The organism is Streptomyces fradiae ATCC 10745 = DSM 40063 (genome assembly GCF_008704425.1).
GTDB classification, from domain to species: Bacteria; Actinomycetota; Actinomycetes; order Streptomycetales; family Streptomycetaceae; genus Streptomyces; species Streptomyces fradiae.
Genome location: NZ_CP023696.1, coordinates 5,583,199 through 5,609,468, shown reverse-complemented (window position 1 = coordinate 5,609,468; position 26,270 = coordinate 5,583,199). Strand labels below are relative to the sequence as shown.

General features: G+C 76.4%; 22 protein-coding genes and 1 pseudogene. 9 read left to right on the top strand and 14 right to left on the bottom strand.

Annotated features, from left to right (window positions below):
* The 6 genes from CP974_RS24640 to CP974_RS24615 form a co-directional block, all read right to left on the bottom strand.
* Window positions 1-2,661 (bottom strand): VWA domain-containing protein, encoded by a 2,661-nt coding sequence (locus tag CP974_RS24640; RefSeq protein ID WP_051839225.1) that lies wholly within the window; start codon window positions 2,659-2,661, stop codon window positions 1-3.
* Window positions 2,662-2,888: 227 nt separating this feature from the next.
* On the bottom strand, window positions 2,889-3,374 hold the full coding sequence (locus tag CP974_RS24635) for a Pycsar system effector family protein (protein WP_069978555.1): 486 nt from the start codon (window positions 3,372-3,374) through the stop codon (window positions 2,889-2,891).
* Window positions 3,371-4,813, bottom strand: a complete 1,443-nt coding sequence (locus CP974_RS24630) for a hypothetical protein (RefSeq protein ID WP_174887744.1) — start codon at window positions 4,811-4,813, stop codon at window positions 3,371-3,373. The genes CP974_RS24635 and CP974_RS24630 overlap by 4 nt, the downstream gene beginning before the upstream one ends.
* Entirely contained in the window at window positions 4,810-7,227 is a 2,418-nt protein-coding gene (locus CP974_RS24625) for an nSTAND3 domain-containing NTPase (protein ID WP_031130138.1), read from the bottom strand. Before CP974_RS24625 ends, CP974_RS24630 begins: the two co-directional genes overlap by 4 nt.
* Entirely contained in the window at window positions 7,224-8,042 is an 819-nt protein-coding gene (locus CP974_RS24620) for a nucleotidyl cyclase domain-containing protein (RefSeq protein ID WP_031130139.1), read from the bottom strand. Before CP974_RS24620 ends, CP974_RS24625 begins: the two co-directional genes overlap by 4 nt.
* A 446-nt stretch (window positions 8,043-8,488) precedes the next feature.
* Window positions 8,489-9,214, bottom strand: a complete 726-nt coding sequence (locus CP974_RS24615; RefSeq protein WP_031130140.1) for a Crp/Fnr family transcriptional regulator — start codon at window positions 9,212-9,214, stop codon at window positions 8,489-8,491.
* A gap of 451 nt (window positions 9,215-9,665) precedes the next feature.
* On the opposite strand from CP974_RS24615, the gene CP974_RS24610 reads away from it, so the two are divergent.
* The 4 genes from CP974_RS24610 (at window position 9,666) to CP974_RS24595 (ending at window position 16,070) form a co-directional block, all read left to right on the top strand.
* The gene (locus tag CP974_RS24610; RefSeq protein WP_031130141.1) at window positions 9,666-11,201 is read left to right on the top strand and encodes a 3' terminal RNA ribose 2'-O-methyltransferase Hen1; all 1,536 of its coding nucleotides are present in this window, start codon (window positions 9,666-9,668) and stop codon (window positions 11,199-11,201) included.
* Complete coding sequence (locus CP974_RS24605; RefSeq protein WP_031130142.1) at window positions 11,198-13,762, top strand: polynucleotide kinase-phosphatase; 2,565 nt, start codon at window positions 11,198-11,200, stop codon at window positions 13,760-13,762. Before CP974_RS24610 ends, CP974_RS24605 begins: the two co-directional genes overlap by 4 nt.
* A 572-nt stretch (window positions 13,763-14,334) precedes the next feature.
* Window positions 14,335-15,366 (top strand): alpha/beta hydrolase family protein, encoded by a 1,032-nt coding sequence (locus tag CP974_RS24600; protein ID WP_051839229.1) that lies wholly within the window; start codon window positions 14,335-14,337, stop codon window positions 15,364-15,366.
* A 125-nt stretch (window positions 15,367-15,491) separates the two neighbouring features.
* Window positions 15,492-16,070 (top strand): dienelactone hydrolase family protein, encoded by a 579-nt coding sequence (locus CP974_RS24595; RefSeq protein ID WP_031130144.1) that lies wholly within the window; start codon window positions 15,492-15,494, stop codon window positions 16,068-16,070.
* Between the two features lie 66 nt (window positions 16,071-16,136).
* Here CP974_RS24595 and CP974_RS24590 read toward each other — a convergent pair whose 3' ends face one another.
* From CP974_RS24590 to CP974_RS24560, 7 genes are all read right to left on the bottom strand, one after another.
* Window positions 16,137-16,679, bottom strand: coding sequence for a GNAT family N-acetyltransferase (locus tag CP974_RS24590; protein WP_031130145.1), 543 nt, complete (start codon window positions 16,677-16,679; stop codon window positions 16,137-16,139).
* 87 nt (window positions 16,680-16,766) lie between these two features.
* Window positions 16,767-17,141, bottom strand: a complete 375-nt coding sequence (locus CP974_RS24585; RefSeq protein WP_031130146.1) for a VOC family protein — start codon at window positions 17,139-17,141, stop codon at window positions 16,767-16,769.
* Window positions 17,142-17,684: 543 nt separating this feature from the next.
* Window positions 17,685-18,608 carry an LLM class F420-dependent oxidoreductase gene (locus CP974_RS24580; RefSeq protein ID WP_031132525.1) on the bottom strand — a complete coding sequence of 308 codons (924 nt, stop codon included), beginning with the start codon at window positions 18,606-18,608 and terminating at the stop codon, window positions 17,685-17,687.
* 117 nt (window positions 18,609-18,725) lie between these two features.
* Window positions 18,726-19,229, bottom strand: a complete 504-nt coding sequence (locus CP974_RS24575) for a DUF6099 family protein (RefSeq protein ID WP_031132524.1) — start codon at window positions 19,227-19,229, stop codon at window positions 18,726-18,728.
* Between the two features lie 126 nt (window positions 19,230-19,355).
* Window positions 19,356-19,724: a nucleotide pyrophosphohydrolase gene (locus CP974_RS24570; protein WP_031132522.1), complete on the bottom strand. Its 369-nt coding sequence runs from the start codon at window positions 19,722-19,724 to the stop codon at window positions 19,356-19,358.
* A gap of 176 nt (window positions 19,725-19,900) precedes the next feature.
* Window positions 19,901-20,299, bottom strand: coding sequence for a cell division protein SepF (locus CP974_RS24565; protein WP_031132520.1), 399 nt, complete (start codon window positions 20,297-20,299; stop codon window positions 19,901-19,903).
* A 103-nt stretch (window positions 20,300-20,402) separates the two neighbouring features.
* Window positions 20,403-20,822 (bottom strand): DoxX family protein, encoded by a 420-nt coding sequence (locus CP974_RS24560; protein ID WP_031132518.1) that lies wholly within the window; start codon window positions 20,820-20,822, stop codon window positions 20,403-20,405.
* Window positions 20,823-20,973: 151 nt separating this feature from the next.
* Here CP974_RS24560 and CP974_RS24555 point away from each other — a divergent pair.
* From CP974_RS24555 to CP974_RS24545, 3 genes and pseudogenes are all read left to right on the top strand, one after another.
* Window positions 20,974-21,597, top strand: a pseudogene (locus CP974_RS24555) (phosphoribosyltransferase); the annotation flags it as partial.
* A gap of 324 nt (window positions 21,598-21,921) precedes the next feature.
* Entirely contained in the window at window positions 21,922-22,530 is a 609-nt protein-coding gene (locus CP974_RS24550; RefSeq protein WP_051839537.1) for a CBS domain-containing protein, read from the top strand.
* Window positions 22,531-22,575: 45 nt separating this feature from the next.
* Window positions 22,576-22,857, top strand: a complete 282-nt coding sequence (locus tag CP974_RS24545; protein ID WP_140160796.1) for a hypothetical protein — start codon at window positions 22,576-22,578, stop codon at window positions 22,855-22,857.
* A 209-nt stretch (window positions 22,858-23,066) separates the two neighbouring features.
* Here CP974_RS24545 and CP974_RS24540 read toward each other — a convergent pair whose 3' ends face one another.
* A complete protein-coding gene (locus CP974_RS24540; protein WP_031132512.1) occupies window positions 23,067-23,912 on the bottom strand; it encodes a caspase family protein in 846 nt (281 codons plus the stop codon).
* Window positions 23,913-24,142: 230 nt separating this feature from the next.
* On the opposite strand from CP974_RS24540, the gene CP974_RS24535 reads away from it, so the two are divergent.
* Both CP974_RS24535 and CP974_RS29775 read left to right on the top strand, forming a co-directional pair.
* Window positions 24,143-25,015 (top strand): DNA/RNA non-specific endonuclease, encoded by an 873-nt coding sequence (locus tag CP974_RS24535; RefSeq protein WP_051839535.1) that lies wholly within the window; start codon window positions 24,143-24,145, stop codon window positions 25,013-25,015.
* A gap of 24 nt (window positions 25,016-25,039) precedes the next feature.
* Window positions 25,040-26,209: a hypothetical protein gene (locus CP974_RS29775; RefSeq protein ID WP_051839533.1), complete on the top strand. Its 1,170-nt coding sequence runs from the start codon at window positions 25,040-25,042 to the stop codon at window positions 26,207-26,209.
* Window positions 26,210-26,270: the final 61 nt, after the last annotated feature.

Genomic DNA, 26,270 nt, shown 5'->3' with positions numbered 1-26,270 from the left:
TCAGAAGTTCGGGTCCCACGAGCCGGCGCCGGTGCGGCGGTCGTCGTGCCCGCCGTCCGTGCCGCCCTCGCCGCCGGTGCCGCGGGGGCCGCCGGGGCCGTTCGTGCCGCCGTCGCGGCGGCCGTGCCGGCTGCGGTCGTCGCGGTGGTCCCGGTCGTCGCGGGACCAGCCGCCGGGCTCGTCGTCGGCGGGGCGGCGGGGCGGGGGCGCGGTGCGGCCGAGGCGCAGCCGGTCGCGCCAGGAGCCGCGCGGGGCGCCGCCACCGCCCGGCCGGTACCGGCCCCCGGCCCGGTGGTCGCCGGCGCCGTGGTCGCCGCTCCCGTAGGGGTCGGTCCGGTGGTCGCCGGTCCCGTAGGGGTCGGTCCCGTACGGGTCGGTCCCGCGGTCGCCGCGGAGCCCGCCCCCGTCGGTGCGGCCGCCGTCGGTACGGCCGCCGTCGGTACGGCCGCCGGGGGCGCGGCCCGCGCTGCGGCGGTCGTGCACGGCGACGTCGAGGCCGTCGTCGAGACCGGCCGCGGCGCCGTCCCGTACGGGCAGTTCGGGGCCGCCGTGCGGGCGCAGCCGCAGTTCGCCGCCGCGGGTGGCGATCAGTTCGTGGGCGCCGTGCGCACCCGGCCTGCCGCGCTGGAGCGTGGGCGCGGTGCCGAGTCCCTGCTCCACGGTGAACGGGAACCGGCCGCGGACGCTCTGCCCGTGCCGCACCGTGAGCCGGTCCAGGACGTGCCCGTCGCGCAGGAGTTCCAGCTCGACGCCGGTCAGGTCGAGGCGCGCGCGCACGGCCCGCAGGCGCAGGGCGGCGAAGGCGCCGAGCAGCAGCACGGCGGCGGCGCCCGCGGCGAGCGCGGGCCACCAGCGTTCGGGCCAGCCGGGGCGCTCCTCGACCCGGACGACGAGGAAGGCCTCCGTGAGGGGCCGGTCCGGGGCGCCCGCGTCCACGGCGGTGATCTTCCCGCCGATCTCGCCGAGCGCCGTGCCGGCGCCGACGGTGAGGGTGAACGGCGTCTCGCGGCGGCTGCCCGGCGGGACGGTGACGGCGGCCGGGTCGACGCGCAGTTCGGTGCCCGGCGCCTGGTCGGACAGGGTGAGGCGCAGGGTGTGGGGAGCGCTGTCGTTGTTGGTGACGGAGAGGGTGCCGCGGACCGTGTCGCCGGGGTGGACCGTCGTACGGTCCACGGTGAGGCCGGCGACGACGGCCGGTGCCCGCTCGCCGGTGCGGGCGTTGAGCGGGCGCAGGTCGGAGGTGACGCCGGGCGCCTCCATGCGGGTGGTGAGCCGCAGCGCGCCGGTCGCCCCGGCCGGGACGGTGACGGTGCCGGTGAACCGCACGTCGGACGCGGTGCGGTCGGGGGCGCGGCCGTCGTCGGCGAGGGTGAAGCCGACCGGGTCGAAGCCGTCCCCGGCGAGCTGCCCGGTCACCTTGATCCCGGTGAGCAGCGCGGGGTCGGTGATGTACACGCCCCGGCGGGTCTGCATGCGGACCTCCACGACGGCCCGCTCGCCGGGGCGCGGGGAGGCCGGGTCGAGGACGACGGAGGAGCGCAGCCGGCCCTGCCAGATGGCGCGGACGGCGACCTCGCGGCCCCGGTGGCCCTCGGGTGCCTCGACGCGGGCGCGCCAGCGGCCCGGCAGCGGGTCGCTGACGCGCAGCGCCTCGACGGGGCCGTCCCGCCCGCTGAGTTCGAAGCCGGACCCGTCGAAGGTGCCGCTGGTGGGCACCTTGCGGCCGCGCGGGTCGTAGTAGGTGACGGTGACCTCCGGATCGTGCTTGCTGACGGTGATGGAGCCGTCGGTGGCGATCGGCGGGATCGTCACGTACAGGTCGGCGGGCGGCCGCTTGGAGTCGCCGGGGGTGATGCCGGCGCAGCGGGCCGCGGCGAAGGTCTCCTGGAACGCCTTGTCGATGCCGGTCGAGTCGGCGACGACCCGCATGCGGGGGGTGGCGGAGGGCCGGTCGGCGCAGCCGCCCCGGTAGCCGCCCTCGGCCATGGCGGTGAGGGTGGCGCGGTCGATGCCGGTGCCGAAGCCGAGCGGCCAGATCTGGACGTTCTCGCGGCGGGCGCGGGCGAGTTCGTCGGCGAGCCGCTTCACGCCGTTGGCCTTGCGGCTCTCCCGGTCGGTGCCGTACTCGGGGCTGTCCTCCACGTCGAGGCGGCCGTCGGTGAGGAGGAAGACGACCTTGGGCGTGGCCGGCTGGTCCCGCTCGGTGAGCCGGGTGACGGCCTGGCGGACGGCGGCCGGGAAGTCCGTGCCGGGGCCGACGCGCGCCTGGTCGCGGCGGCCGAGCTGCTGCACGCAGTCGCTGAGGCGCTGGCGGCCCGCGGCGTCGGCGACGGTGAGCGGGCACACCTCCCGCACCGGGGACTGGCCGGGCTTCTCGGAGCTGCCGAAGCCGATGACGGTGGCGCGGGAGCGCTCGGAGATCTCGCCCTGGGCGAGGAGCGAGGCGGCCTCCACCTCGCGCGCCAGGTCCTCGTCGGACAGGCTGTCGGACTGGTCGACGACGATGGCGAAGTCGACGGGGTCGGCGCCCTCGGGCGGCGCCGAGGGGGCGCTCGCCGCGGCGGGAGCGGTGGCGGGCGCGCCGGGCGGGGCCGGGGCCAGGACCACGAGGCCGAGGGCCACCGCGAGGGCGGCGGCCCGCAGCGCCCGCCCGGTCCGCACGGTCCGTGCGCCCGGTCCGGTCCACGCGGCCGGTCCGGTCCGTGCGTTCGGCCCGGTCCGTGCGTTCGGCCCGGTCCGTACGGCGCGTACGGTGTGTGCGGTCCGCCGTACGGCCTGGCCCGCCCGCCGTACGGCCTGGCCGGTGCGCTGTACGGCCCGGCCGGTCCGTCGTGCGGCTCGTCCCGCCCGTGCGGTCCGGCCGGTGCTGGTCTGTCTCATGTCTTCGGTCACCACAGTTCGCTCAGAAGGGCAAGCCCCGCGCCGAGGACCAGGCAGAGGACGCCCGCGCGCAGCCAGCGGTACTTGGCGGCCAGGACCTGTCCGTGGACGCTGGCCTGGTCGAGGAGCCAGGAGGTCGTGTCGGCCCCGGCCTCGGCTATCCGGTCGAGGAGCGCTCCGGCGGGGGCGCCGGACACGAGGTCCCGCAGCAGCGTGCGGTCCGCGCCGATGCGGGTGCGGGGCAGGACGACCCCGACGAGCATCAGCATCCCGGCGCCCCACAGGACGCCGGCGACGGCGAGCAGGACGGCGGCCGCGCCCCGCGCGCCGAGCGGGGCGGGATCACGGGTGAAGACGACGGCGAGGAAGGCGAGCGCGCCGGAGAGCAGGATCGCCGCCTTCGTGTCGGCGCGGCCTATGTCCTCGCGAACGCCGCTGAGCAGCCGCTCCGCGAGGGCGCGGACCTCCTCGGGGGACGCCGGGGCGGGGCTCATTCGTCGTCCCAGTCGTCGAAGTCGGCGCTGGGCGGGGCGGCCGGGGCCGCCGGGGGGCGGCGGGACGCGGAACCGTACGCGGCGTCGTCGCCGTACCGGTCGCCGTACCGGTCGTCCGGGTCACGGGGGGTGTCACGCCAGGCGGCGCCGTCCCGGCCGGCGCCGGGGCCGCCGGGCCGGCCGCTCCCCCGGCCGGCGTCGTCCCGCTCCCTGTCCCAGCGCCGCTCCCGGTCGCCTCGCCGCTCCTCCCCGTCCCAGCCCCGCCCGCCGTCCCGCTCGCCGTCCCGGCGCCGCTCCCGGTCCCGTTCCCGCTCCCACTCGCCGGCGGACTGGACGTTCGTCGGCTCGCGGACGCGGCGCGGGTCGTCGTCCGGCACCGGGGCGGCCGGGCGGCGGCGGTCGGAGGGCTCGTCCTCCCAGGGCGGCCGCACCGGCTCGGCGGACGGGCCGCCGCCGGTGAGCGCGGCGCGGGGGCCGGGGCGCGGCAGGTCCAGGACCCGGTCGGCGACGCCGCCGAGGACGCCTCCGCTGCTGCTGCGCAGGTGCTCCAGGACCTGGTAGGTCATCTGGTCCAGGTCGTGGCGTTCGATGACGCCGGTGTCGATGAGCCGGTGGAGCACGGCGAGGAAGTCGGCCTTGCCCTCCCGCTCCTCCGCGAGGAGCTGGCGGCGGATCTCCCACTGCTGGTCGGGGTTGGCCGCCATGTGGTGGGCGATCTGGGCGAACTCGCCCTGCCGGAGCATGTCCTGGAGCTCCCGCGCCCGGTCGGCGAGGATCTGCCGGTCGTAGGCGTCCTTGCGCCGCTCCCGTTCGGCGACGCGCCGGTCCACGCCCATGCCGACGAGGGTGCGGTCGGCCTCGGCGAGCTGGCCCTTCACGTCGCTGTCGAGGTGGAAGAAGACGAGGACGCGGCAGCGCAGCCCCAGGTCGCGGCCGATGTGCAGCCGGCCGGCGGCCAGTTCCTCGCGCACGGCCTCGTCGGCGCGCTGCGCCTCGGTGATGCCGAACCGCCGGGACACGGCCCGCAGCCCGTCCAGGAGGTCGCCGCGCAGGAGTTCCGCGACGTCCCACACCTGGCGCTGCACGACGAGGTACGGGTCCTCGACCTCCCAGTGGACCTCCGCGTCGGCGTGGAACGACACCCCGTCGCCGGCGGCCGGCAGTTCGAGCGCGAAGTCGGTGATGTTGCGGCCGAGCAGCACCTGGAAGACGGTGTAGGGGCTGCCGAAGAGGGGCGTGCCGTAGTCCTCCTTGCGGTCGGGCCACATCACGCGGTGGCCGCCGTTGCGGTAGAGGAGGACGGCGGCGACGCGTCCGCTGACGCGCCGGTACGGCGGCGGGGTCTCGCGCAGCAGGGGGCCGCGGGGCCGGGCGCCGGCCCCGTCGCGGTCGGGCCCGGCGTCGGCGAGGGGGTCGTACGGGGTGGGCCCGGGGTTCATCGTCCGGCTCCTTCCGCCACGGCGTCCCACATGCGGCCGGCCGCGGTCCTGTCCAGGGGCTTGTCCCGGTCGCGTACGAGCCCCGTGAGCAGGCCGCGCAACCGGTCGCGGTCCCGTGGGGTGGTGGCGAGCAGCGGCAGGAAGCCGCAGACCAGCCGGAGGGTCTCCGGGTCGCGGGCGGCGCGCCGCACCAGGGAGGTGAGGCCGTCGAGCGCGGGCCCCCCGGAGCGGGGGGTGCCGAGGGCCGCCCGGACCAGCGCGGCCAGTGGGGCCGCGAGGCCGGGGCGGGTGGCGAGCACCGCGAGCAGCAGGGGCCGGGCGCCGTGCGGTTCCAGCTCGGGGACCTCGGTGAGGCCCCACAGATGGGTGGTGCGCATGGTGAGGGTGCCGATGGCGGTGAGGAGCGCCAGGTCGGCGAGGGGGCGCCGGCCGTCGCCGAGCCAGTGGCCGAGGCGGTCGGCGACGGTCTCGGGCTCGGCGGAGGCGAGCAGCCGCATGGCACTGAAGGAGGCGGCGGCGAGCACGTCCGGGTCGGCGCCGTCGCCGGACCGCGCGACGGCGCCGAGCGCGTCGAGGGACGAGCGGACGGACCCGGCGGGCAGGACGTATCCGTGGGCGAGGACGGCGGTGTCGAGGAGCGCGGCGTCGCCGCCGCGGGCCCAGTCGCGCAAGGTCGCGGCGACGGCCGGCTGGACGCGCGGCTCGCGGGCGGCCTCGGCCAGCGCGGTGGCGGCGGCCATGCGCGGGACGCGGCCGTCGAGGGCGGCGAGGGGGCGGACGAGCTCGCCGAAGCCGTACACCCAGTCCCAGGAGCACAGCACCCCGGCGGCGACGGAGGCGCGGACCCACACCTCGGGGCGCGGGTCGTCGCACAGGCCGCGCAGCCAGCGGGCGACGGGGCCGCGGACGTTGTGGTGGCCGTGCCACACCTCGCGCAGCACGGCGGTGGCGAGGGCGTCGCCCTGGAAGCGGATGACGCGGGCGGGCACGCGGGCGGCGCCCAGGTCGATCTCGCCGTCCTCGACGACGGAGCGGGCGAGGACGGGCCGGTTGTCGGCATGGGTGCCGAACAGGCGGCGCCCGACGGGCCGCTCGGGGTCGAGGGTGACGGCGAGTTCCCAGGTGAGCAGTTCGGCGGCCTCGGCGGTGAGGCTGTACGCGGAGCCGTTGAACACGGCGACGGCGATGCGCAGGGCGGCGGCGTTCAGGGCGGGCAGCGCCTCGGGGAGCCTGCCGGGCCGGTCGGCTCCGGCGAACCAGGCGCGGGCCTGGGCACGGACGAAGGTGCCGCAGTCCCGCAGGAGTTCGTCGTGGGTGAGCTCGCCCTTCTGGTGGCGGGCGAGGTGGTCGGCGAGCCGGGCGGCCTCGCGGGGCCGCAGCTCGTCCAGGCCGAGGGCGCCGACGACCTCCTCGTGGGCGGCGAGGGCGCGGGCCGCGTCGAGGGCGCCGTCGGGTTCGCCGCGCAGCAGGGTGCGCAGATGGCGGTGGAGGACCTCGGCGGGCGGCGGGGGCGGGCAGGGGACGCCGTAGCGGCCCTGGAGGAGCCGGTCGGCGAGGTCGCCGCTCTCGACGAGGACCACGCCGTACGAGCCCTTGGCGCGCAACTGGCCGCTGAACCGGTCGAGGTGCAGTTCGGTGAGGCGGCGCCGTCCCTCGGGCGCGGCCCGGTCGTCGTCGCCGGGCTCCGGGTCGGTGCCGTGCTCGGGCGGGAGCTCCAGCAGGTAGCCGTGGCCGGGCTGGACGGTGTCGTCGGCGAGCGTGTGGACCGGGGTGGCCGGGTCGAGGCGGGTGACGTGGTCGTCGGTGAGCTCGGAGAGCAGGGCGAGGGCGGTGGCGGTGCGTCCGCTGCCGGGTTCGCCGGTGAGGACGAGGACGCCGCAGGAGCGCAGCAGGCGCTTCATCCGCTGGTAGCCGGCGGTCTCGCAGTAGACGTCGGCGAGGGCGGCCAGGGTCTCCCGCGGCACGGCGCCCTGCACGGCGGGCGGCCCGGAGTCGACCCAGAACTGGTTGATGAAGGTGTTGTCCTCGAACACCTGGCCGTCGCCGCGGAAGTCGTAGCGGCGTTCGGCGCGGCCGTGCTCGAAGGTGGCGCGGGCGGCGTGGGCGGTGCCGGCGCCCCCGGTGCCGCCGGAGGCGCCGAGCGGGTTGCTGCCCGCGTGGTCGAAGGGGTTGGGCGGGGCCTCGGGCTCCCGGTCGCCGTCGCCGTCCCGGCCGGGCTGGTCCCTGGCGCCGTCGCGGTGCCGGTCGCGCGCGGCGTCCCGGTCCCGGTCGCGCGCGGCGTCGCGGTCCCGGTCGCGCGCGTGGTCGCGGTCCCGGTCGCGCGCGGCGTCCCGGTCCCGGTCGTGGGGCTGGTCGGCGGAGGCGGCGGCGCCGTCGCGGTGGTCGTACCGGGCCGCGTCGTCGTGGTCGCTCACGCGCGCTCGCCCCCGTCACGGTCCTTGCGGATGCCGGTGAACCCGCCGTTGATGGTGTTGCCCTCGAAGACCTGGAGGTCGCCCCCCGCGCGGTAGCGGCGTACCGCGGTGGGGGGCGCCTCGGCGGTGCGAGGCGGTGGGCCGCCCCCCGTTGACGGCCCACCGCCGGTCGGTGCGGCACCGGGCCGGTCGCCCGCGGTGCCGGAGGGGTCCCCGCCGGGGTCACCCGGCAGGGGGGGTGCGGGGCGCTTGGGGATGTGGAACCAGGCGGTCTCGTCGGTCTCCTTGGCGCTGACGCGGGCGGGCCGGTAGTGGGCGGGCTCGACGTACCGGCCGCCCTCGGAGACGACGTTGTCGTACAGCCAGCCCGAGACGACGACGAGCAGGTCGGCGTCGGTCGCGCGGGCCATGACGGCCTTGGCGGTGGCGCTGTCGCACAGGCGGCAGGCCAGGTCGACGGCGCGGCCGACGAGCCCCGCGCCGTCGTCCAGGACCAGGCCCGCGTTCATCCCGACGCGCAGCCGCAGCCGGGGGTCGCGGCCGGCGTTGTGCTCCCGCAGGCTCTCGTACAGCGTGTCGAGCCAGCGGCCGACCATGAGGGTGGGCGGGACGTCGGGGCGCAGGGCGGCCAGGATGCCGTCGCCCCGGTCCTCCTGGTGGATCTGGCCGGGCTCGACGCCGATCGAGGCGTAGGCCTCGCCGAACGCCCCGTACATGGCGGAGCGCATACGCGTCTTCGCGGCCATGTCGAGGGTGCCGGAGGCGCAGGCGTCTGCGTAGACGACCAGTCGGTGGATGGCTCCCGCACTGCTCACTCGGACTCCCTGGGTGCCGTGGTGTTCCGTGGTGCTGCTGCTCTGGGGGTGGTGCTCTGGTACTGCTCGGGTCCTGCCGGGTAGTGCTCGGGTCCCGCTCGTGGCGCTGCTCGTGGCGCTGCCGCTGTGGTGCCGGTGCGGCCGGTGCGCCGCCGCGCCGGTGCCGGTGCCCGGGCGCCGGTGGCGGTGGTGCGTCCGGCCCGGTGCCGGCGGTGCCGGGGCGGGACACGGGCGCCGTCGGTGCCGGGGTGGCGCCCCGGCCTTCCCACCGGTACCGGGCGGTGCCGTGTGGTGGTGCCTCGTGGTGCGGATGGGTCGTGGTGCGGACGGTTCGCGGTGCCGGGGTCCCCTGGCGCCGGTGCGTTGTGGTCGCGGTGCCTTGTGGCGCCGGTGCCGTGGGTGACAGGTCAAGCCTCGCCGTCCCGGGCGGCGGGCGATGTAGCCGTTTACACACCCGGCGGAGATTTCTCCGCGGGTCCCGCCGGGCGCGGCGCGCGGCCCTGGGCGAGGTGGAGGAGGGCCTTCATGTCGGTGACGACGACCTGGCGCTGACCGGTGCGGACCACGTGCTGGTCGCGCAGTTGGCGCAGGGCCTTGGCGACGGCTTCGCGGGTCGCGCCGATGGCGGCGGCCAGGTCGTGCTGGGGCAGGGGGATCTCCAGGACCGTGCCGTGCGGGCCGGGGCTCCCGGCGCGCTCGGCCAGTTCCGCCAGGCGGGCGGAGAGGCGCTGGAGGACGGTTTCGGAGGCGAGGGAGCGGCGCTCCACGTCGGCGCTGCGCAGCCGGGTGCTGAGCTGCCGCATGATCAGTGAGGTGGCGTGCGGGCGGGCGGCGAGGAAGCGGCGGAACCGGTCGCCGGGGACCGAGACGGCCCGGACCCGGCCGAGCGCCGTGACGGTGGCGCTGCGCGGGCCCTGGTCGACGGCGGCGAGGTCGCCGACGACCTCGCCCGCGCCGCGCAGGGCGAGGATGAGGCGCGTGCCGCGCTCGGTGCTGACGGAGACGACGGCCCAGCCGGAGAGCAGGGCCAGGACGTAGGCGGAGGTGTCGCGCTCCCGGATCATGACGGTGCCGGGTTCGTAGACACGGGGGACGCCCTCGGCGAGGAGGGCACGGCGGTCCTGGGCGGAGAGGGCTTCGAGGAAGGAGCGGTCCTGGCCGAAAAGACTCATTCCGCTCCCTTCCCCCGCGCGTCGTACACCCGAACGGACAGCCTCGCGTTCGGTTGGTTCGTCTGGACGTTCGGGCCCCGTTCGATCAGAGCGGCGCCTCAACTGGCCTTGCTACGTGTGTGGTTGACGTTGCGTCACTGCTTTGGGGTGAAGACGCTAGGGGGTCTGTTCCAGCCCGTCAACACGGCTGGAAGCGCACCCGGCGCACACTTCCCCTATGTGCGCCCCCGTACCACCGGCCCTGCTGCGCGTCCGCCCCCGCGCGCCGCGGGTGCGCCCCTGGTCGGCGGCTGGAAGCGCGGTGAGGCCGCGCGACCGGGCGGTGCGGACCGGGCGGGCGGACGGCGCGGACCGGGCGGGCGGACGGGCGGTGCGGCGGGTCCGGACGGGCAACGGGTACGGACGGTAAAACCCGTGGCCAGTGCCGGGCGCCCGCCCGGATACTGACCGGGTGTTCCTGACGATCAGCACGACCGGTACCCCCGACCGCCCCGCGACCGACCTCGGCTTCCTGCTGCACAAGCATCCCGGCAGGGCGCAGGCGTTCTCGACCTCCCACGGCACGGCCCACGTCCTCTACCCCGAGGCGACGGCCGAGCGGTGCACGGCCGCGTTGCTGCTGGAGGTCGATCCGGTCGCGCTGGTGCGCCGGAGCAGGGGCGGGCGCGACCAGGGCCGGGGCCCGGACACCGCGCTCGCGCAGTACGTCAACGACCGCCCGTACGCCGCGTCCTCGCTGCTCGCCGTCGCGCTGGGCGGCGTCTTCTCCAGCGCGCTGGCCGGCCGGTGCGCCGCCCGTCCCGAACTGGCCGCGACCGCACTGCCGTTGCGCGTGGAGGTGCCGGCGGTGCCCGCGCGGGGCGGCGCCGGCCTGGTGCGCCGGCTGTTCGAGCCGCTGGGCTGGGCGGTGACCGCCGAGCCGGTGCCGCTCGACGAGCGGTTCCCCGAGTGGGGGGACTCCCGGTACGTCCGGCTCGTCCTCGACGGCGAGCTGCGCCTCGCCGACGCGCTGCGCCATCTGTACGTGCTGCTGCCGGTGCTGGACGACGCCAAGCACTACTGGGTCTCGCCCGACGAGGTGGACAAGCTGCTGCGGGTCGGCGAGGGCTGGCTGCCGGACCACCCGGAGCAGCGGCTGATCGCCCACCGCTACCTGTCGCGGCGCCGTTCCCTGACGCGGGTGGCCGAGGAGCGCCTGGAGCTGGCGCGGCTGGCCGCCGCCGACGACGCGGAGGCCGAGGAGCTGGACAACGCCGTGGACGAGGACGCCGACACCGAGGAGCGGCCCGTGCCGCTGGCGGTGCGGCGCCGCGAGGCGATCCTCGCCGCGCTGCGGGCGGCCGGCGCGAGCCGCGTCCTCGACCTGGGCTGCGGGCAGGGCCAGCTCGTCCAGGAGCTGCTGAAGGACCCGCGCTTCACGGAGGTCGTCGGCGTGGACGTGTCCGTACGGGCGCTGACCCTCGCCGCGCGGCGGCTGCGGCTGGACCGGATGGGCGAGCGGCAGGCGTCCCGCGTACGGCTCGTGCAGGGCTCCCTGGTGTACACGGACAAGCGGCTGGCGGGGTACGACGCGGCGGTGCTCAGCGAGGTCGTCGAGCACGTGGACCCGCCGCGGCTGCCCGCCCTGGAGTACGCGGTGTTCGGCGCCGCACGGCCCGGCACGGTGCTCGTGACGACGCCGAACGCCGAGTACAACGTCCGCTGGGAGTCGCTGCCCGCCGGGCACGTCCGGCACGGCGACCACCGCTTCGAGTGGACGCGCGCCGAGTTCCGCGACTGGGCGCGGGGGGTCGCCGGACGCCACGGGTACGCGGTGGCGTTCACGCCCGTCGGGCCTGAGGACCCGGAGGTCGGACCGCCCACGCAGATGGCCGTCTTCACGGCCGCGGACGGCCCCGTACAGAAGGCCGCGTCCGCGCCCGCACCCGCCGCGCACCGCGCCGCCCCGGACGCCGCGCCGACCGAGAAGGAGGAGAAGGCCGCATGACCGGCACCACCGCCGTCACGGAGCCCGCCGCCGAGCGGACCCGCACACTGCCCGTCACCGACCTGTCCCTCGTGGTCCTCGTCGGTGCGACCGGCTCCGGCAAGTCGACGTTCGCCCGGCGGCACTTCAAGCCGACCGAGGTCGTCTCCTCCGACTTCTGCCGCGGCCTCGTCTCCGACGACGAGAACGACCAGAGCGCCAGCCGCGACGCGTTCGACGTCCTCCACTACATCGCGGGCAAGCGGCTCGCCGCCGGCCGGCTCACCGTCGTGGACGCGACCAACGTGCAGCCCGAGGCCCGCCGTCAGCTGGTCCGGCTCGCCCGCGAGCACGACGTGCTGCCCATCGCGATCGTCCTCGACGTGCCCGAGGAGGTGTGCGCGGCCCGCAACGCCGCCCGCCCCGACCGGGCGGACATGCCCCGGCACGTCATCCGCCGCCACCGCTCCGAGCTGCGGCGGTCCCTGCGCGGCCTGGAGCGCGAGGGTTTCCGGAAGGTGCACGTGCTGCGCGGCACCGAGGAGATCGAGGCCGCCGAGGTCGTCCTGGAGAAGCGGTACAACGACCTGCGGCACCTGACCGGCCCGTTCGACATCGTGGGCGACATCCACGGCTGCTCGGCCGAGCTGGAGGCGCTGCTCGCGAAGCTCGGCTACGTCGACGGCCGGCACCCCGAGGGCCGTACCGCCGTCTTCGTCGGCGACCTCGTCGACCGGGGCCCGGACAGCCCCGGCGTGCTCCGGCGCGTCATGGGCATGGTCGAGTCGGGGGACGCGCTGTGCGTGCCGGGCAACCACGAGAACAAGCTGGCGCGCTGGCTGGCCGGCCGCAGCGTGCGGCACAGCCACGGCCTCGCCGAGACGGTCGAGCAGCTCGGGCGGGAGGACGACGCCTTCCGCCTGCGGGTGCGGGCGTTCATCGACGGACTCGTCAGCCACTACGTCCTCGACGGTGGGCGGCTCGTCGTGTGCCACGCCGGGCTGCCGGAGAAGTACCACGGCCGCACCTCGGGCCGCGTCCGCTCGCACGCCCTGTACGGCGAGACGACCGGCGAGACCGACGAGTACGGCCTGCCCGTGCGCCACCCGTGGGCGGAGGAGTACCGGGGCCGTGCCACCGTCGTGTACGGGCACACCCCCGTGCCGGACACCTCGTGGGTCAACAACACCATCTGCCTGGACACCGGTGCCGTGTTCGGCGGGCGGCTGACCGCCCTGCGCTGGCCCGAGCGGGAACTGGTGGACGTGCCCGCCGAGCGGGTCTGGTACGAGCCGGCCCGGCCGCTCGCCACCGACGCCCCCGGCGGCCACCAGGGCCGCCCCCTCGACCTGGCCGACGTGCACGGCCGCCGCGTGGTGGAGACCCGGCACGCCGGGAACGTCACCGTGCGGGAGGAGAACGCGGCGGCGGCCCTGGAGGTGATGAGCCGCTTCGCCGTGGACCCGCGTCTCGTGCCGTACCTGCCGCCGACGATGGCGCCGACGCCCACGTCCGGTCTCGACGGGTTCCTGGAGCACCCGGCGGAGGCGTTCGCCGCGTACGCCGCCGACGGGGTCGCGCGGGTCCTGTGCGAGGAGAAGCACATGGGGTCCCGCGCCGTGGCCCTGGTGTGCCGCGACGCGGCGGCCGCCCGCGAGCGGTTCGGCGTCGACGGCCCCACCGGCTCGCTCTACACCCGCACGGGCCGCCCCTTCTTCCCGGACGGGTCGACGACGGAGGCCGTCCTCGACCGGGTCCGCTCCGCGGTCACGGCCGCCGGACTGTGGGAGGAGCTGGACACGGACTGGCTGCTGCTCGACGCCGAGCTGATGCCGTGGTCGCTGAAGGCCGGAGGGCTGCTGCGCGCGCAGTACGCGGCGGTGGGCGCCGCCGCCGGGGCGTCGCTGCCCGGTGCGACGGCGGCGCTGGAGGCGGTGGCCGCGCGCGGCGTGGACGTGTCCGCGCTGCTGGGGCGGCAGCGGGAACGGGCCGCCGACACGGCCGCGTTCACCGAGGCCTACCGGCGGTACTGCTGGCCCGTCGACGGTCTGGACGGGGTGCGGCTCGCCCCCTTCCAGGTCCTGGCCGCGCGGGGCCGCAGCCTGGCCGGGCTGCCGCACGACGAGCAGCTCGCGCTCGTGGACCGGCTCGTCGCGGCCGACGGCACGGGGCTGCTGCGCGGCACGGGCCGGCTGCTCGTGGACACGGGCGACGAGGCGTCCGTGCGGGCCGGTGTCGACTGGTGGCTGGAGCTGACCGGCCGGGGCGGCGAGGGCATGGTCGTCAAGCCGCTGCGGGCTCTGGCGCGCAGCGGCTCGGGGCGGCTGGTGCAGCCGGGCGTGAAGTGCCGGGGCCGCGAGTACCTGCGGATCGTGTACGGCCCCGAGTACGCCCGCCCGGAGAACCTGCGCCGCCTGCGCTCCCGCTCGCTCGGCCACAAGCGGTCGCTGGCCCTGCGCGAGTACGCCCTCGGCCTGGAGGCGCTGGACCGGCTGGCCGCCGGCGAACCGCTGTGGCGCGTCCACGAACCGGTCTTCGCCGTCCTGGCCCTGGAGTCGGAACCGGTCGACCCGCGCCTGTAGGCCCCCGGGGCCGGCCCCGGGCGGCGGGTCCCGCCGGTCGGGGGCCGGCCCCGGAGCCCGTACGGGCGCCCGCGCCGCACGTGGGGCCCCGCGCCGCACGTGGGGCCCGCGGGGCCGGTACGGGCTCCGGAGGGAGCGGGCGCACGCCGGTCACCCGGATGAGCGCCCCGGGGGGCGGGGCGGCCGTCCGGTGCCTAGGTTCGACGCGTCCCCCCACGTTTCCCTCGCCCGGCGCGGCGCCACCTCCTGTCCGCGCGGGCGGGGCGCCCTGTGAGAGTGAGGTACCTGCCGATGCGACCGATGCGCAGGAACGCGATAGCCGTGCTCGGCCTGCTGTCCTTGACGGCGGTCACCGCCGGCTGCGGTACGGGCGGCGACGCCGGATCCGCCCCGCGACCGAGCGGAGGCCGCAGGCCGCCCCGCAGTACGACGGACCGGAGGACGCCTTCTACGCCTATCCCGACCAGTCCGTCATCGCCAAGGCCGCGCCCGGGGAGATCCTGAGGTCCCAGAAGGTCCCGGCGCCCCCCTCGTCCCTGCTGGGCTCCGCCGCGTCCCGCGCGGAACGCATCATGTACCGCACCGAGGACCAGCGCGGCAGGCCCGTCGCGGCGACGGGGTTCCTCGTACTGCCGAAGACGCCTCCCGAGGGCGAGGACGGCTGGCCGGTGATCTCCTGGGCCCACGGTACGACCGGGGTGGGGCCCGCGTGCGCGCCGTCGCGGTCCGCCAACCTCGGCGGGATGACCCCCTTCCTCACGAAGTGGCTGCGCGAGGGCTACGCCGTCGTCGCCGCCGACTACCCCGGCCTCGGCCCCGACGGGAAGCTCCACGACTACCTCCACCTGGACGCGCAGGGCAGCTCCGTCGCCCACGCCGCCCTGGCGGCGCGCAACGCCGACCGGAAGTCGGTGGGCACGAAGTGGTTCGCCGCCGGGATCTCCCAGGGCGGGCAGGCCGCCCTGGGCGCCGGCGAGCAGGCGGCCGAGGCGAAGGGCATGCGCTTCCTCGGCACCGCGGCGTTCGCGCCCGGCGCCCACTTCCCCGCAACGCTGCGGAAGGCGGTGGAGCAGCAGGCGAGCGGCGTGTCCCTCACCGGGATGCGCGGACTGCTCGCCTACATCGCCGTCGGCGCCCACACCTACGACCCGGAGAACATCGCGTACGAGGACATCCTCTCCCCCGCCCTCGCCGAGGAGATGGCCCGGCCGGCCGTGCACAACCTCTGCCTGGACGAGATCGACGCGTACTTCGCCCTCTTCGCCCCGGAGAAGGAGGCCAAGACGGTCAACCCGGACTGGGAGACGAGGAACCCGGCGGTCAGGAAGTTCCTGGACGCCATGAACCCGGCGCAGAGGACGTCGTCCGGCCCGGTCTTCGTCATGCAGGGTGAGAGCGACGTGGTCGTCACCCCGGACAGCACGCGGCAGCTGATCGCCGAACTGTGCGCCAAGGAGGACGTCGTCGACTGGAAGTGGTACCCCGGGGTGGGCCACGTGGACGTCGCGATCGCCGGCCTCGAGGACCTCGGCACCTGGATGAAGGCACGGCTGAAGAACACCCAGCCCACCAACCGCTGCCAACCGGCCGGCCCCTCCAAGTAGCCCCGGTCCCGGCCGGATCGGGGCCCGGCACCCGCTTCGGGCGATGCGGACAGCGGGTGTCGGTGGCGGGGGTCATACTCGTGTCGCGGTGCCGTCGGGGTGCCGCGGTACGAGGGGAGAGCAACATGGCCGAGGTGCTGGTGTTCCACCACGGGCACGGGCTGACCGACGGGGTCCGCGCGTTCGCCGAGCGGCTGCGGCGGGCCGGGCACACCGTCCATGTCCCGGACCTCTTCGAGGGCCGGGTCTTCGACCGTCTCGAGGAGGGCGTCGCCCACGCGGAGGGCATCGGCTTCGGCACCCTCGTCGAGCGGGGGACCGCCGCCGCCGAGGAACTGCCCGCCGACCTCGTCTACCTCGGTTTCTCGCTGGGTGTCCTGCCCGCGCAGAAGCTGGCCCAGACCCGCCCCGGCGCGAGGGGCGCTCTGCTCGTGGAGGCGTGCCTCCCCGTCGCCGAGTTCGGCGGTGCCTGGCCCGACGGCGTGCCGGTACAGGTCCACGGGATGGACGCCGACCCGTTCTTCGCCGGGGAGGGCGATGTGGACGCGGCTCGCGCGCTCGTCGACGCGGCGGCGGACGCCGAGCTGTTCCTCTACCCCGGCGACAGGCACCTGTTCACGGACCGCGGCCTGCCCTCGTACGACGAGCAGGCCGCGGCAGACGTCACCCGCCGGGTGATCGAGTTCCTGGACCGCGTCGGGTAGCCCGGTGCGCGCGCCGCGCCGGGGCGCGGTCCGCCGGGGCGGCGCGGGCCGCCGGGGCCGAGCCGGTCAGCCTCGCGGCTCGGGCTTCCAGTCCTGGGCGAGGAGTCCCATCACCACCTCGTCCAGGAACTCGCCCAGCACCCAGGCCGAGGAGCGCAGCAGGCCCTCTTGGACGAAGCCGTTGCGCTCCGCGGCGCGCAGCATGGCGGTGTTGTCCGACAGCGTCTCGATCTGCAGCCGCCGCAGACCGCGCACGACGAAGGCGTAGTGGCACAGCACCGCCACCACGTCGGTGCCGTAGCCCTTGCCGCGTGCGGACGGCAGCAGCCCCAGCCCGATGTGCGCGCATCGGTTGTGGGCGTCGATGCCCCACAGGTTGGCGCTGCCGATCAGGGTGCCGCCCCGTGACTCCACCACGGAGAACCGGACGCGCTCCTCGTCGGTGTCGTCCACCACGAGGCGCGGATCGTTCGAGTCGGGCCCGATGGGCCGCCACGGCGCGGTCTCCACCCGCGCCGCGTACGTCACGTCGTTGAAGAGTTCGGTCCGCAGGACCGGGAGATCGGCAGCGTGCCGGGCCCGCAGCCCGATCTTGTCACCCGTCAGCATGGGGGATTCCTATCCGACCCGGCCGGTCCGCGACAATCGATTATGCGGCCGGCCGGGGCGGTGGGCGGCTCGGGCGCCGCGGCCCGCTCAGTGGAGGCAGAGGCAGAACGGGTGGCCGGCCGGGTCCGCGTAGACCCGCCAGTTCGCGTCCGGGCGCACCCGGTCCGTCCGCTCCAGGACGGTCGCGCCGAGGGCGAGGGCCCGCTTCTCCTCACCGTCGAGATCGTCCACGTCGAAGTCCAGGTGCATCTGCTGCGGACGGTCCCGGCGGGGCCACTCGGGCGGCTGGTAGCCCTCGACCCGCTGGCAGGCCAGGGGTGTCCCCTCGAAGCCCCGCACCTCCACCCAGTCGGGGTCGTCGGGGTCCTCGACCACCCGGCCGCCGAGCAGTTCCGCGTAGAACCCGGCGAGCCGTACCGGGTCCGCGCAGTCCAGCGCCACCGCCTGCAGTTTTCGAATCACTTGCGCCACCCCTCGCTCTTCCGCCGCACACGCGACACGGGCCGTACGGGAGGGTGGTACCCCCCGCCGTGCCGGGCATGCCCGGTGACGCACGGTGTTCCGGGCACGGGCCGGTGACGCACGGCCGGGGCGTGCGCTCCGGATGTGACGTGCCGTGGGCCTCTCGGGCGGCGGCCGTCCCCGGAGCGGGTCGCGCGGTGGTGTCCGACGGGCGGAGCCGGGCGGCCTGCCGCGGGCGCCCCCGTGCGAGGCGCGCTCGCGCCGCGCCGCCCGTCTCGGCGCGCGGGCGGGAAGGGCGGTGCGGGCGGGGGGCGGGGGGCGGGGGGCGGGGCGATCGTGCCTGATCCGCCGGGGCTGCCCGGTCCACCGGGGCGGCCGGGCTACCGGGCTGCCGGGCTGCCGGGCGCCGGTGTGGCAGGCCCCGGTGCGGCATGTCGGCGCCCGGTGGGGCGGGCCAGGCCGGCCGGGGCCCGGTGGCGCAGCGCGGCCGGGCGCCCGGCCGGGCCGGGGCGGGGCGCCGTGCGCCTCGCGGAGCCCGTCGGGTCAGGTCAGCTGGGACTGGACCTGGGAGGAGATCAGCTCCAGGTGGTCCAGGTCGTGCAGGTCGAGGATCTGGAGGTAGATGCGCGAGCTGCCCAGCTCGGCGTAGCGGCCGATCTTGTCGACGACCTCCGCGGGCGAGCCCGCCAGGCCGTTCTCCTTCAGCTCGTCCACCTCCCGGCCGATGGCCGCCGCACGGCGGGCCACCTCCGCGTCGTCCTTGCCGACACAGGCCACCAGGGCGTTGGAGTACACCAGGTCGCCCGGGTCCCGCCCAGCCTCCCGCGCCGCCTCGCGGACCCGGCCGAACTGCGCCTCCGTGTCGGCGAGCGAGGCGAACGGGATGTTGAACTCGTCCGCGTGGCGCGCCGCCAGACGCGGTGTCCGCTTCGCGCCCAGGCCGCCGATCAGGACCGGCACCTTCCGCTGCGCCGGCTTGGGCAGCGCCGGCGAGTCGGCCAGCTGGTAGTACCTGCCGTCGTAGCTGAACGTCTTGCCCGGCTCGGTGGCCCACAGGCCCGTGACGATGTCGAGCTGCTCCTCCAGGCGGCCGAACTTCTCCTTCGGGAAGGGGATCCCGTACGCCGTGTGCTCCGCCTCGAACCAGGCGGCGCCCAGGCCCAGCTCGACCCGGCCGCCGGACATCTGGTCGACCTGGGCGACCTGGATGGCGAGGACGCCGGGCAGTCGGAACGTCGCGGCCGTCATCAGCGTGCCCAGCCGGATGCGCCGGGTCTCACGGGCCAGGCCCGCCAGGGTGATCCAGGCGTCCGTGGGGCCGGGCAGGCCGCTGACGGAGCCCATGTGGAGGTAGTGGTCGGAGCGGAAGAAGGCGTCGAAGCCCAGGTCCTCGGTGGCCTTGGCGACGGTCAGCAGGGTGTCGTAGTCGGCGCCCTGCTGCGGTTCGGTGAAGATGCGCAGATCCATGCCCCCATCCTGCACCGGCCAGCGCGCCGGGCCGGACCGCGACCCCAGGCGGCCTGCGGCGGGCTCGGGGACCCCCGCGGCCGCCGGCCGGCCCCGTGCTCCCGCGGGCCCCGTGCCTCAGGCGCCCGCCGCCGAGTCCGCCGGGCCGGCCGCCGCGGCCCGTTCGGGAGGTCTCGCGCGGTCCGGCTCCGGCAGCCGGCGCAGCATCACCCGGACCCGGTCGCCCGCCTCGTCGGCCGCGTCGATCCCCTCGATGCACTGCCAGTACAGGCTCTCCTCGTCCGTGCCGCACGCCACGCCGACCAGGGCCATGCCCACCTCGGCCAGCAGCCCGCCGAGCCCCTCCAGCGCCTCGCGCAGGTCGAGGACCTCGGAGAGCTGCGAGGCCGACGCCCCGCCCGGCCGCCGCGCCGGGAGCCCGGCCCCCGCGACGCCCCGCCCGCCCGTCTCGCCGAGGCCGCGCGCCTCGCCCCGCAGCTCCTGCGGCCCGAACAGCGCCAGGTGGTCCCCGACCGCCTGGGCGAGGCACTGCGCCCGCCAGGCGGAGGCCATGACCTCCGGCACCGCCCGGCTCTCCGCGAGATCCTTCCGGCTGATGGCGATGAGCCGTTCCGCGTCCATGTCCGCCGCCCCCGTTTCGTACGACTGTCCGCTCACAGATTCACTACCCAGAGTGAAGCCGTCCGAGCCCAAACACCAGGGGAATTCGGAAATCTGTGGACAGGAATCTCAGTGTGGATACCTCCATCACTCCGCAGAGTGACGATCGGGGCGTGCGGCCCGCCCCGGAGGGCGTCCGACGGGGAAGCGCCGCTCGTTCCGGTCGATCTTCGCGGACAGCGCCTGGAGCGGGTCGATCCCCAGCACCCGGCAGAACTGGAGGAGGTAGGCGAGCACGTCGGCGACCTCGTCGGCCACGCGGTGCGCCGCCTCCGGATCGTCCATGACGCGCTCGGCCTCGTCGGGCGTCATCCACTGGAAGATCTCCAGCAGTTCGGCCGCCTCGACGCTGAGCGCCGCCGCCAGGTTCTTCGGGGTGTGGTACGGCTGCCATGCGCGCGAGGCGGCGAACTCGGCCAGCCTGCGCTGCAGTCCCTGTACGTCCGGTTCGGTCACGGCGTCAGGTCTACCACCACCGCCCCGCGTCCCTCGACCGCGCCCCCGCCCCGCCGTCCCCGCGACCCGCCGCCCCGCCCGCCGGCCGGCCCGGACGGCAGGCGGGCGCCTGCGGGCGGGGCGACCTTCAGGCGGGGGCCTTCGGGTGGAACGGACCTTCAGGTGGGGGCGGGCCTTCAGGCGTGCGGGACGGCCGCAGCCGCGGTGCCCTCGACCTCCGTACCGGCGGGCGTCAGGAGGAACACGTTCCGGTCGACCCGGTGCATCGAACTGCCCAGCCCGAAGACCACGCCGCTGCTGAAGTCCAGCACCCTCTTGGCGACGTCGCCCTCGGCGCTGGTCAGGTCCAGCAGCACGGGGATCTGCGCGACGAGGTACTCGGCGACCTCCCGCGCGTCCGCGAAGACCTGGACGCGCAGCACCACCATGCGGCGCTGCGCCCCGGCCTCGGAGTCCTGCGGGATCGTGCCGTGGTCGACCCTGGACGGCCACTCGTCGCGCCCCCGCAGCGGGACGACCTGCGCCAGACCCTCCCACTGCTCGTCGGTGACGTCGTACCTCTCGTACCTACTCATGCGCCCATCCTGGCGCCCCTCACCCGTTCGGCCCAACTCCGACACGGTCCGGCGCCGCAGTGCTCCCGCGGCGTCCGGTCCGGTCGGCGGGCCGGGCCTTCCGTCAGTCCATGGAGGACAGGGGTCCGGTGACGGTCAGTCCGAGTTCGTCGCCCGTGAACGAGACGAACGCGAGCAGGGCGAGGGCCGCGCCGGTCAGGCCGACGTTCTTGAGGAACTGGGTCATCTCGGCCTGCCGGCCGTCCGGCGTGCTCTCCCTCCAGAACGCGTGCATCACCAGCGTCGTCGGGATGAGGAACACGAGGAGCAGCAGCAGTCCGAGGTCGGCCCAGACGCCGAGCAGGACGCTGAGCCCGCCGACGACGAGCAGGACGCCGCTGAGGATGGTGGTGGCCTTGGCCGCGGGCAGTCCCTTGCTCTCCGCGTAGCCGGCCATGTACGGGGTCTTCAGCAGGTGGTTGGCGCCGAAGGCCAGGAACGGAAGGGCGAAGAGGATGCGCCCGACGAGTACGAGGATGTCCATCTGGTCCTCCGCTTCGATCGTTGCACGCGGTGGTTCCCGCTGAACGGCCACGGAGCGGTTCGGTGGCGGAACGGTGGCAGGACAGGCGCCTCACACCAGGATACTTCCGGACGAACAGGCAGCCTCCGGGCGGCGCTCCTACGATGGAGTCATGCGGTTCACGGATCGCGCCGCCGCCGGACGGGAGCTCGCCGAGGCCCTGCGGGGGCTGCGCCGCGACCACCCCGTCGTGCTCGGGCTGCCGCGCGGCGGGGTGCCCGTCGCCGCCGAGGTGGCCTCGGCGCTGGGCGCCCCGCTGGACGTGCTGGTCGTCCGCAAACTGGGCGTGCCGTCCCGGCCCGAGCTCGGTTTCGGGGCGATCGGCGAAGGCGGCGTACGCATCGTCAACGACGCGGTGGTGCGCGCCGCCGGGGTGGGCGCGGAGGCACGGGCGCGGGTGGAGGAGGCCGAGCGGGAGGTGCTTCTGGAGCGCGCGCTGCGCTACCGGCGCGACCGGCCGGGGGTGCCGCTGCGGGGGCGTACGGCCCTGCTCGTGGACGACGGCATCGCGACCGGCTCGACCGCCCTGGCGGCCTGCCGGGTCGCGCGGGCGCAGGGCGCGGCCAGGGTGGTGGTGGCTGTGCCGGTCGCCCCGCCGGAGGCGCTGGCGCTGCTGCGCCGGGAGGCGGACGAGGTGGTGTGCCTGTCGTCGCCGGAGTGGTTCGGGTCCGTGGGGCAGTGGTACGACGACTTCGCGCAGACCTCCGACGAGGAGGTCACCCGGCTGCTGGCCCGGCACGCGCCGCCCCCGTCGCCGTCGCCGTCGCCGTCGCCGGACGACCCGTACTCGGCCCCGCCGGAGGGCGGGGGCTGAGCGGTCCGTGGCGGCACGGGCGTCCCATCCCCTTGCGCGGCCCGCAGGAGGGCCCACAGTGGAAGGGAGGGATGTCCGGTACCGAAGGCACCGGAGCCGACCGTCCGGGAGGCCGTCATGGGGCAGCACGCACCGGCGCGGGGCGCCGAGCAGGACGCCGGTCGCGGCGCGGGGCGCGGGGAGGAACCGCGCGCTTCCACTGGTCCGGGTGCCTCGGACGCCTCAGGTGCCTCAAGGGGCTCGGGCGTGCCTGATGCCCCGGACGCCGGCGCCCTGGACGCGGGCGGCCCGGACGCGGGTGCCCCGGACCCGGTGGCCGGGGGGCGGGCCGGCGGGCCGCGCGCCGTACCGGTGCTGGAGCGGCCGGTACGGGAGGTGATGCGGACCTTGCTGGTGACCGTCGCCGCCGGGGAGACGCTGCTGGTCGCGTGGGAGCTGCTGGAGCGGTCCGGCGCGCGGCACCTGCCGGTGGTCCTGCCGGACGGGCGGTGCTCCGGGCTGCTGGAACGGGCCGAGGTGGCGGTCGCCTGTGCGGCGCCCGCCGTGACGCTCTCCCGGCGCCACGCGCGCGACCTGGTGCGGTACCGCAGGTGCGCGGTGGTGCACCGCGAGGACTCGGTGGGCCGGGCGGTGGACGTGATGGACGCCAACCGCTGCGACGCCCTTCCGGTGGTCGGTGACGCCGGGGTGCTGGCCGGGCTGTTCACCGCTGCCGACGTCGTGTCGGCCCTGGCCGGGCACGGTCTGGAGGTCCCGCCCGGCGGGGGCGGGCAGCGGTCGTACCCGTTCCCGTACCCGGTGATGCCGGGCCTTCCGCCCCGGCCGGACGAGGACCGGGTCTCACCCGTGCCGTGAGGTGACGTGACGCGGCCGGACCCGGCCCGTCAGGAGGAGGTGGGCGTGGTGTCGAAGGGTTCCAGGAAGAGCGGCCGCGGCGGCGCCCGCGCGCGTGCGCGGAACAACGGGGACGCGCCGCCGCCCGTCCGGGCCGGGCGGGAGGGCGGCGCGCCCGGGGCCGGTGGGCGGGGTGGCGGGGAGGGCCGCCGGCGGGACGGCGAGGAGGGCGGGAAGGTGCCCGCCGGGGCGCGGCTGCCCGCGCACGGGCCCGCCCGCCCCGGCCGGGGTGCGACCTGGCGGGACCGCCCGATCCACACGATCCGCGTGCCCGCCCTGTTCGGCTGAGCCTTCGCGGTGCGCGCCGACGTCCCCTCCGGCCCGGCGAAGCGGGGCGGCCGGACAGCTGTAGGGGCGGGGCGGCCGTGGGACCGGGCGCGCCCGGGGTGCCGGGGACACAGGAGCGGCCGGGGCCGTCTCCTGCCGCGCCGCGCCCGGTGCGTTCCCGGCGGTTCGAAGCCGTCCGGGGCCGTCCGGGGCCGTCCGGGGGCCGGGGATCAGACCGTGAAGGGGCGCTGGGCGAGGAAGGACGGCGCGGGGTGGCCCGACAGGTGGAGGTTGGGGCTCTGCGTGGCGGGCATGCGGCTGACGATCGCGCGGTGGAAGGCCCGGTGCCCGCCGCTGAACGCGCCCTTGTCCCAGACCCTCAGCAGGGTGCCGGTGAACAGGCCGTTCACCCGGCCGTCCGCCGCGAGCTGGTTGTCCTGGCACGCCGAGATCAGCAGCGCGTCGGCGCGGCGGCCGTCGGCGCGCAGTTCCCGCTGGAGCTCCTGGAAGAAGTCCCTGTCCCGCCGGTAGATGGCGCCCTGCCGGGCGACCGGCATCAGGCGCGAGACGGTCTCGATCTGCTCCCGGTCCTCCGTGCCGAACTGCTCGCGCAGTGCGTGCGGGGTGAGCAGGTCCCGGACCTCGATGCCGGTGCCGCTGTGGCAGCAGTCGAGCAGCACGAGGACGCGCACGCCCTCGGCGAACCGCGCCAGTTCGCGGTTGAGCTCGTCGTCCAGGAACTGCCGGTCGTACAGGACCAGGGTCTCGTCCAGTGCGTCGGGCTCGTCGCCGCCCTCGGTCTCGTCCGGGACCTGGCCGCCGTGCCCCGAGTACGTGAGGAGGAAGGCGTCGCCGTCGCGCAGGCGCGCCGCGGCGGCGCGCAGGGCGGCGGTCACGCCGTCGACGGTCGCCTCCTCCGTGAGCAGCACCGTGCCGGAGTAGCCGGCGTCGGAGGCGAGGACGGAGAGGTCGCGGGCGTCGTTCTCGCAGGCGACGAGGTGCCCGTTCCAGCCGTCGTAGCGGTCCGGGTCGACCGTGTTCAGTCCGATGTGCAGGGAAAGGCCGGTGGCGCCCATGGGTCTCCTGGCGGGGTGGGGTCGGGACGGGGAGGGATCTCCGCCCGATCCCTTCCTCGTCCGCTCCCCCACCGCCCGGCCCGGCGCCGGAATCCGCCTGAACGGGCCCGCCGGCGCGGCCGGGAGGCGTTCCGCGCCGGTCGCGGCCGGCCGGCTGCGGTCTGCGCTGATGGGGTGGCGTGGGAGGCGGTGCCGTTGGGGCCACACCGTCGCGCGGTATCAGTCGGATCATGATTTCTTCCGATGATTCGGAGGGTCCGGGCGGCGGGTCGCTGACCGACCGGGACGGCTACGACGCCGGTTTCCTCGGCCCCGCCGTACCCCTGCCGCGCCTGTCCCAGCCCCGTGTCGAGACGGTCGTGCTGCCGTACACCCACTTCAGCGTGGTCCTGCGCCCCGACCGGCGGCTCGCCGCCGCCACCGCCGTCTGCGTCGACGGGGCGCGGCTGCTGACGGACGTACCGCGCTCCGACCGGTGGCGGTACGACCCGCGCGTCGCGGAGGAGTGGCAGGCCGGACCGGAGGTGTACCGGGACAACTCGCTGGACCGGGGCCACCTCGTGCGCCGCCTCGACCCCGTGTGGGGCGTGTCGGCCGTGGCCGTCCGCGCGGACTCCGACACGTTCCACTACACGAACGCCGCCCCGCAGGCCGACGTGTTCAACCAGGGCAAGCAGGTCTGGCAGGGCCTGGAGAACCACCTCCTCGACCACGCGGCCCGCCACGAGCGGCGCCTGACCGTGCTCACCGGGCCGGTGCTGCACGACGCGGACCCGCCGTACCGGGGCATCCAGGTGCCGCTGCGGTTCTGGAAGGTCGTCGCGTTCGTCCACGAGGGGGCGCTCGCGGCGACCGCGTACGTCCTGGACCAGAGCCCCGATCTGACGCGTGACGCCGACCGGGCGCTGGCCGGTGCCGTGCCGGGGGCGCCGCCGCCGCTCGGGGCGTTCCGCACGTACCAGGTGCCGGTGGACGACGTGGCGCTGCTGACCGGCCTGGACCTCGGGCCGCTGCCCGCGGCCGACCTGATGCCGGCCGCCCGCGACCCGGAGGCCCGCTGGCGCCGCCTCGAAGCGCCGGACGAGACCCTCCTGCACCTCTGACCGAGCCCGAGCCACGGAGGCCCGATGCGTCCCCGGATCGTGTACGTCCACGGCTGCGGCCCGAAGCCGCGTGCCGACCTTCTCAGGGCCGAATGGGACCGGGCGCTGCTCGGGCGCGACGCGAACGGCACGTCGCATCTGGCGTACTGGGCGCCGCTCCTCCACCCGGAGCCGCTGCCGGACCGGGAGCCGGACCCGATGGAGGGGCGGCCGGGCGCGGCCGCCCGGGCGGAGGCCGGGGCGGCGGGCGGGGCGGCGGGCACGAGGGATGCCGGGGCGGTGGGCGGGGAGAACGCGGAGTCGTTCCCCCCGCCGCTGGAGGACCCCGCCCGGTTCGTCGCCCGTGTCGCCGCGGAAGCCGCGGAGGCCGCGCGGGGCCGCGCCGGCCGGCCGGACGGGACGACGCCGGGCGGGACGACACCGGACAGCGCCGCGTCGGACGGGCCGGCACCCGACAGGGCCGCCTCAAGCGGAACGGCACCGGACAGGGCCGCATCGGGCGGGACGGGCGGCGAAGCGGCGGGCACGGCGGAGGGCCGGGCGCCGGGCCGGGCCGGCGGAGGGGCGCTGGACGGGTGGCTGCGCGACATGGCCTACCTCGCCGAGGCCCTCGCACTGGCCGAGGAGCCCCGTCCGGGGCCGGGCGCCGAGCCGCTGCCCAGCGCCCCGTCCCTCGCCCGGCCCGGCCGGACCGCGCTCTTCCGGAACCTGGTGCGGCGCGTCTACCAGGACGTCCACGCGTACTTCCTGGGCGGCGCGGGACCGGCCGTGCGGCAGGCGGTGGCGGACGCGCTGGACGCCGCCGAGGCCGGCCGGGCGGCCGACGGCGGCGGGCCGCTCGTCGTCGTCGGCCACGGACCGGGCAGCGTCGCCGCGTACGAGGTGCTGGCCGAGCGGGGGCAGCCGGTCGACCTGTTCGTGACGATCGGCTCGCCGCTCGGTTCCGCCGAGGTGCAGGGCTGCCTCGCCGCGCCCCCCGCCGTGCCGTCCGGTACGGCGCTGTGGCTCAACGCGTCCGACGCGCGCGACCTCGTCGCCCTCGACCACACCCTGCGCCCCGACTTCGCCCCGCCGGGACGCGTCACGGACGTGCTGGTCAGGAACGCGAGCGCGCACCACCACGGGGCCGCCGACTACCTCCGCGACCCCCTGGTGCGGGGCCCCGTGCACCGCGTGCTGGGCCGGATTGCATGAGCCCGCGCCCGGTGTGAGGATGACGGGAGAGGGCCGAAGGGGGGCTCGGCGCGACCGGGAG

Bases quoted from the DNA above. Each gene is read 5' to 3' on its own strand.
- CP974_RS24635 (WP_069978555.1), bottom strand. From the start codon at position 3,374: ATGAGCCCCGCCCCGGCGTCCCCCGAGGAGGTCCGCGCCCTCGCGGAG.
- CP974_RS24560 (WP_031132518.1), bottom strand. From the start codon at position 20,822: ATGGACATCCTCGTACTCGTCGGGCGCATCCTCTTCGCCCTTCCGTTC.
- CP974_RS24605 (WP_031130142.1), top strand. From the start codon at position 11,198: ATGACCGGCACCACCGCCGTCACGGAGCCCGCCGCCGAGCGGACCCGC.
- CP974_RS24630 (WP_174887744.1), bottom strand. From the start codon at position 4,813: ATGAACCCCGGGCCCACCCCGTACGACCCCCTCGCCGACGCCGGGCCC.
- CP974_RS24595 (WP_031130144.1), top strand. From the start codon at position 15,492: ATGGCCGAGGTGCTGGTGTTCCACCACGGGCACGGGCTGACCGACGGG.
- CP974_RS24615 (WP_031130140.1), bottom strand. From the start codon at position 9,214: ATGAGTCTTTTCGGCCAGGACCGCTCCTTCCTCGAAGCCCTCTCCGCC.
- CP974_RS24575 (WP_031132524.1), bottom strand. From the start codon at position 19,229: ATGGACGCGGAACGGCTCATCGCCATCAGCCGGAAGGATCTCGCGGAG.
- CP974_RS24535 (WP_051839535.1), top strand. From the start codon at position 24,143: ATGATTTCTTCCGATGATTCGGAGGGTCCGGGCGGCGGGTCGCTGACC.
- CP974_RS24590 (WP_031130145.1), bottom strand. From the start codon at position 16,679: ATGCTGACGGGTGACAAGATCGGGCTGCGGGCCCGGCACGCTGCCGAT.
- CP974_RS24540 (WP_031132512.1), bottom strand. From the start codon at position 23,912: ATGGGCGCCACCGGCCTTTCCCTGCACATCGGACTGAACACGGTCGAC.
- CP974_RS24580 (WP_031132525.1), bottom strand. From the start codon at position 18,608: ATGGATCTGCGCATCTTCACCGAACCGCAGCAGGGCGCCGACTACGAC.
- CP974_RS29775 (WP_051839533.1), top strand. From the start codon at position 25,040: ATGCGTCCCCGGATCGTGTACGTCCACGGCTGCGGCCCGAAGCCGCGT.
- CP974_RS24600 (WP_051839229.1), top strand. From the start codon at position 14,335: ATGTACCGCACCGAGGACCAGCGCGGCAGGCCCGTCGCGGCGACGGGG.
- CP974_RS24565 (WP_031132520.1), bottom strand. From the start codon at position 20,299: ATGAGTAGGTACGAGAGGTACGACGTCACCGACGAGCAGTGGGAGGGT.